This is a genomic window from Tenacibaculum sp. (assembly GCF_048269885.1).
Lineage (GTDB): Bacteria > Bacteroidota > Bacteroidia > Flavobacteriales > Flavobacteriaceae > Polaribacter.
In genome coordinates this window covers 1-6,389 of the sequence record NZ_JBLWTZ010000044.1, presented here as the reverse complement: position 1 = coordinate 6,389, position 6,389 = coordinate 1, and the positions used below count along the sequence as shown (strand labels likewise).

The 6,389-nt window shown below is 35.7% G+C and carries 4 protein-coding genes; 1 reads left to right on the top strand and 3 read right to left on the bottom strand.

The window, feature by feature from the left end:
• Positions 1-958, top strand: a 958-nt coding sequence (locus ACN0WY_RS17175) for a hypothetical protein (protein WP_417801163.1), incomplete at its 5' end; no start/stop codon positions are given.
• 142 nt (positions 959-1,100) lie between these two features.
• Here ACN0WY_RS17175 and ACN0WY_RS17170 read toward each other — a convergent pair.
• The 3 genes from ACN0WY_RS17170 to ACN0WY_RS17160 form a co-directional block, all read right to left on the bottom strand.
• Positions 1,101-3,014 carry an OmpA family protein gene (locus tag ACN0WY_RS17170; protein WP_099214610.1) on the bottom strand — a complete coding sequence of 638 codons (1,914 nt, stop codon included), beginning with the start codon at positions 3,012-3,014 and terminating at the stop codon, positions 1,101-1,103.
• A gap of 13 nt (positions 3,015-3,027) precedes the next feature.
• Entirely contained in the window at positions 3,028-3,948 is a 921-nt protein-coding gene (locus ACN0WY_RS17165) for a type IX secretion system membrane protein PorP/SprF (protein WP_099214609.1), read from the bottom strand.
• Between the two features lie 9 nt (positions 3,949-3,957).
• Positions 3,958-6,389: Ig-like domain-containing protein (locus tag ACN0WY_RS17160; protein ID WP_417801162.1), on the bottom strand; the 2,432-nt coding region annotated here is incomplete at its 5' end.

Genomic DNA, 6,389 nt, shown 5'->3' with positions numbered 1-6,389 from the left:
ACAAGAACACCACAGTGGTTGTTTTCTTACTTATCACTGTGGTGTTCTTGTAGAAGCCGTCCGGAGGACAGGGAAATTCTTCCTTTTGAAACTCTTGGTAAATAACACAGAGTTTCAAAAGGAAGAATTTACCTGTCCTGCGGACGGCTTCTACAAGAACACCACAGTGATAAGTAAGAAAACAACCACTCGCCCGCGCCAAACTTCCGAAGTAGTCAAAGCCCTATTACCTGATTTTTTAAAGCAAGAAAAACCAAGCCAAGGCACAAATAGCCCGCTTACGCATAATTTTCTAGCTCGATTGCAAGATGATAGAGAACTAGCGCAAGAACTGGCAGACGGTGTGTATGATAATTACAAAGGATTGCGTTATGACTATTTGCAAAAAATAGAACTCTACGCCAATGTAACTACTGAAGAATTTAAGGCAATTTTACTACAAGATTGTATCAAAACTTCTGCAAAACTTTGGAAACAGCACAATGTATATGTAGGCGAATGGAAAAAAGCCATCAATTACCTAAACAACGAACTATTTACAAACATCACTCAAAAGACAACCCTGATTAAAAAACTCAAAGAATACCGTTGGAAACTAGAATTTGCTCGCAAGTGGTTTATCAAATCACAAGTAACCGCATTGTATCCCTCATTGTACTTTGATAAAACACGTACCCAATCCCATGAAATAGGCTTTTTCGGCTTGCACAAAGTTTGGAAAACCCATGTAAAGTATCAGGAACAAAAGGCAATAGAAAAAGCGCAACAACAAACGCAACAAAACGCAAGAAAGCGCAAAGCGACCTATCAAAAGAAAATTACAACAGCCATCAAGAAATATGAAAAAGGCAATTATACAGCAAAACAGCTATATACCTATGTACAAACCAACCTACCACATAGCTATCTGTCAGTATTGCCAACTATGATAACCCATAAACATCAAAACAGAACTTAAAAGCAAGTTGTAACCTTATACTAAGATTAACATAAAAATGTGTAAACTTATTTTAAGACACACTCTATATAAAACTAAAACACTTAATTAAAAATATGTTATCAATGGGTTTTAGAATGACTCATAAATTAACTAATACAAATTACTTTTTTTCTATATAGAAATATGATCTTCTGTTTAGTTGGTGTTCTTTTTCGGTACACTTATTTTGATTTAAGTCATTACAGTTGTTTAACAGCTGTTCTTCGCCATAACCAATAGCACTTTTTATTCTTTTAGAAGAAATACCTCTTGATAATATATAGTCTCTTGTAGATTTGGCTCTTTTGTCTGATAATAATTTGTTATATGCTTTCGAACCTCTGCTGTCGGTATGAGATTCAATTATTATGTTGATATTAGGATTGTCTTTTAAGACAGAAACAATATGTTCTAACTCGTATTCGGCATCTTCACGAATATTATATAGATCAAAATCGAAGTAAATAGGTTTTATAATGATTTGATCATCTACTATTAAAGATTCAAGCTGGATGTTCTCAGTAATTAATCTTTTGTTGACATCAAGTGTTTTTGTGTTTTTTTGAGAATTTCGATAATCTTTTTTTGAAACAACGACTACAAAACTCTTTTCGCAATCTATTTTTTCAAATAAATAACTACCATCTTTCTTGGTTGTTTTAGTCAAAATGGGTTCTCCTTGTTTGTTTATAAGCTGAACGGTAGCATTGGGAATAGGGTTACCTGTTCTTGAGTCTGATATAACTCCTTTAATATTTTGTTTACAATCGTATATTTTAAAACTATAAATATCATCATCTCCCTTACCATCTTTTCTGTTGGAAGAAAAGTAACCTTGAGTATGTTTGTCGTTAATAATGAAAGCAAAATCATCAAAAGAACCATTTACAGGGCTTCCTAAATTTACTGGTTTTGTATAAGAGTTACTAGTGATTTTTGCCTCAAAAACATCTAAACCTCCTAAGCCAATATGTCCATCAGAAGAAAAATACAGAACATTATCATTTCCTATAAAAGGAAACATTTCTTTACTTTCTGTATTAATAGGCTTACCAAGGTTTTCAGGTTTTCCATAGGTGTCGTTTTCTAAAATTGCTATTTTATAAATATCAGTATCTCCGTAGCCATTTGGCATATCAGAAACAAAATAAAGTGTTTTTTCGTCAGGGCTAAGGGCAGGATGTCCGCAAGAAAAACTATTACTATTAAAAGGCAGTTCTTTTATATCTTCCCAAATTTTTCCTCTTTTAGTAGCTTTATAAATTTTAAGATGAGAGATATTATTTTCATCCCCTATTAATCGCTTGCCATCAAAGTTATCTCTGGTAAAATAAGCTGTTTTTCCATCTTTAGAAATAACAATGTTTGATTCGTGATACTTAGAGCTTAACTCTTCAAGAATGATAGGTTTACCTACATCCAAAAATTTAATAGAATCGTTACTTTGTTTTGCTTTATAAATGTTTAAATATGGTTGATTATTCCATCGATAGAGTTTTTTGTCTTTTTCTGTTTTGGGTTGGGTAGAAGAAAAGTATAAATGATCATTATGAATATGTCCACCAAAGTCTGAATAAGAAGTGTTACTAGACAGGTTGTGGATGTTTATATATGTCTTTTCTCGATTAGAGTATTCAACAAAATAATTAGTGTTTTCTTCTAACGCCTTCACACGACTATCGTTTTTATTTAATTTTAATAGCCACTTGTCAGATTCTTTTATTTTACCATTAGTTTTTAAAACTTGGGCATATCTAAATATATGCTTGGGTTTAGCAGAGTTTTCGTATAATTTCATTAATTCTTGATAGTTTTTTTCTGCCATAACATATTTAAAGTTAAAGTAATAAGAGTCTCCTAATCTACTTAATACAGTATAAGAATTATCTCCTTTGTTGTATATGGATTGATATAATTCAGCAGATTTTTTGTAAGAAAACTCTTCAAAATATCTGTTAGCAGCATACTTTCGTTGGCTGTTAATGGTGGTTGGTATAAATACTATTATAAGTAAAAAATGTATTGCTTTTTTCATTTCATTTTATAATTTAAAAGAATCTAGGAGATTTCATTGCTAGTTCTTTGAATATTTCCCATTTAATCATTAGTTCATAGGTTCCAGAATTGTAGTTACTGTAATTAGAGGTAGTGAGGTCGTAAGCTAATCCTATATGTAAATTTCTAGAAGCTTGAAGTCCTATCAGAGCACTAATAGAATCATCCCACCTCCAAGCTATACCTGCTGTAAATTTTTCATTGAAAAGAAAATTAGCCGATACATCTAAGGATAAAGGTGCGCCATTTACAATTTTTGTTAAAAATGCGGGTTTAAACTTAATATTTTCGTTTAAATTAAATACATACCCACCAATTAAAAATAAGTGCATTCGTTCTTTTGCGATATCACCTCCATTATTAGAGTCATCATAATGATCTGTGTTAATGAAGTTAGGGATAGCTGCTCCCAAATACCAGTTAGAAGTGTAGTAATAAATACCGGCTCCAATAGTTGGTAAAAACCTGTTAATGTTTCCAGTTAAACTTTTATCGTCTCTATCTTTAACAAAGCCTTTGTTCCAATCAACATATAAATGTCTTGCTCCAAGTTTCAACCCAAAAGCCAAATTTCCTTCATCACTGGTACGAACTGTATAAGAAGCATTGATATCTAAAAAAATTTCATTAGCAGGCCCTATTCTATCGTTAGTTAGATTAATACCTAGTCCAACTCCGCTAAAACCTAACGAAGTGTCAAAACTTAATGTTTGGGTGTCTGGAGCCCCTTCAACACCAACCCATTGAGTTCTTGCGAGCGCATTTATTATAGTATGTCCGCTCGATCCAGCATATGCAGGGTTTACACTCATTGTGTTATACATATATTGGGTGTATTGAGGGTCTTGTTGAGCATTTGCATTTATTAATATTTGAACTAGGAATATTAATGTGCATAAGTGTTTTAATTTCATATTATTTTTTTATCTATTAATGTATAACCAGCCTACTTTTGGTTTTGATCCATCACCTAAATCGATAACATAAAAATAGGTGCCTGAAGGTAATTTTTCATCAACATTAATTGTTGTTCGTCCATTAGATATTCCTTTAAAAACAATATCTCTATTATTATAGCCAGAAGCTTTGTATACAGTATTTCCCCATCTATTAAAGATCTCAACAGTATTGTTACTGTATTCGGGTCTATCTACACAAGAGATAAAGAAAATATCATTATCACCATCACTACCAGGAGTCATGATATTATAGGGAGTACCACAGGGTTTTGTATTAGGGTCTAGGTAGTCAGGAATACCATTATCATCGGTGTCAAGAGCATCGTTAGTTGTTGGGTCAGGGTCTCCGGGATTTTCATCTGAAGTATTAATACCGTCGTTATCATCATCAATATCTTGAAAATCTGGAATACCATCTCCATCATTATCAGGAATGTCTACAGGAGTGCCTTCGTTATCTGTGTCATAAGTATCATCCAAACCATCTCCATCTGAATCATTGCCAGAAGGAAGGCTGTCAGGTACTCCATCACTATTACTATCATTTCCTTCAGTAACATCGGGAACTCCATCATTATCACTATCGCTATCAAGACTATCAGGAATCCCGTCTTCATCGGTATCTGTGTTGCCATTCCCTTCATCAATATCCAAAATTCCATCATTATCATCATCAATATCGGTGATGTCTGGAACTCCATCATTATCAGAATCTAATAAACTGTATAGATGAGTATCTGTAGCTGAAACAGTATTACCAGCAGTATCTATTGTTGTAACACTTGCTTCTACTGTTGTATCAGGATCGGCTGCTAATTCTGAACCTGGCACATTAATACTGTAATTTCCACTAGCGTCTACGGTACCAGTATAGGTATTTCCGTTAATTGTTAGGGTTACTGTGTCTCCTGTATTAAAATCTCCACTTACAGTTCCGGTTACTGGAATGTTCGTTCCTGCTTCTGTTGCGTCAATGATATTGTCTGGAGTGATGTCATCAATAAGAATAGAAAGGGTAGGAGCTGTGGTATCTACATTGTACAGATGAGTATCTGTAGCTGAAGCAGTATTTCCAGCGGTATCTGTTGTCGTAACACTTGCTTCTACAGTGGTATCAGGATCGGCTGCTAATTCTGAACCTGGCACACTAATACTGTAATTTCCACTAGCGTCTACGGTACCAGTATAGGTATTCCCGTTGATTGTTAGGGTTACCATGTCTCCCGTGTTAAAATCACCTCCTACTGATCCGGTTACTGGAATGTTCGTTCCTGCTTCTGTTGCGTCTATGATATTGTCTGGAGTGATGTCATTAATAAGAATAGAAAGGGTAGGAGCTGTGGTATCTACATTGTACAGATGAGCATCTGTAGCTGAAGCAGTATTTCCAGCAGTATCCATTGTTGTAACACTTGCTTCTACAGTGGTATCAGGGTCGGCTGCTAAGTCTGAGCCTGGTACATTTATGCTGTAGTTTCCACTGGCATCTACTGTACCGGTATAGGTGTTTCCGTTGATTGTTAATGTTACGGTGTCTCCTGTGTTAAAGTCTCCGCCTACGGTTCCGGTTACTGAAATAGTTGCTCCTGCTTCTGTTACATTGATAATGTTGTCTGCCGTAATGTTGTCTACACTAATGGTAGGAACTGGAGCTGTCGTGTCTACATTATAAACATGATTCGTGTTGGCACTACCTGTGTTCCCGGATGCGTCTGTTGTGGCTACACTTGCTTCTACAGTGGTATCAGGGTCGGCTGCTAAGTCTGAGCCTGGTACATTTATACTGTAGTTTCCACTGGCATCTACTGTACCAGTATAGGTGTTTCCGTTGATTGTTAATGTTACGGTGTCTCCTGTGTTAAAGTCTCCTCCTACCGTTCCGGTTACTGGAATGGATGTTCCTGCTTCTGTTGCATTGACAATGTTGTCTGCCGTGATGTTGTGTACACTAATGGTAGGAACTGGAGCCGTCGTGTCTACATTATAAACATGATTCGTGTTCGCGGAGCAAGATGTAGCCGATAGGAAACTTCCATCTACAGTCGTGTCTGGGTCAGCTGCTAAGTCTGAGCCTGGTACATTTATACTGTAGTTTCCACTGGTATCTACTGTACCAGTATAGGTGTTTCCGTTAATCACTAAAGTTACAGTGTCTCCTGTGTTAAAGTCTCCTCCTACCGTTCCGGTTACTGGAATAGTTGTTCCTGCTTCTGTTGCATTGACAATATTGTCTGCTGTAATATTATCTATAGTTAAGTTAACTACTCCTCCTACGGTAATGGTTGCTGTGGCAGAAGTCACTTCTGCACACGTTCCACTTTGTACGACCGCACGGTATTGCGTGGTAGCGGTAAGGTTGGTCGCTGTTAAAGTAGTGGTGGTATTGGCGATATCGG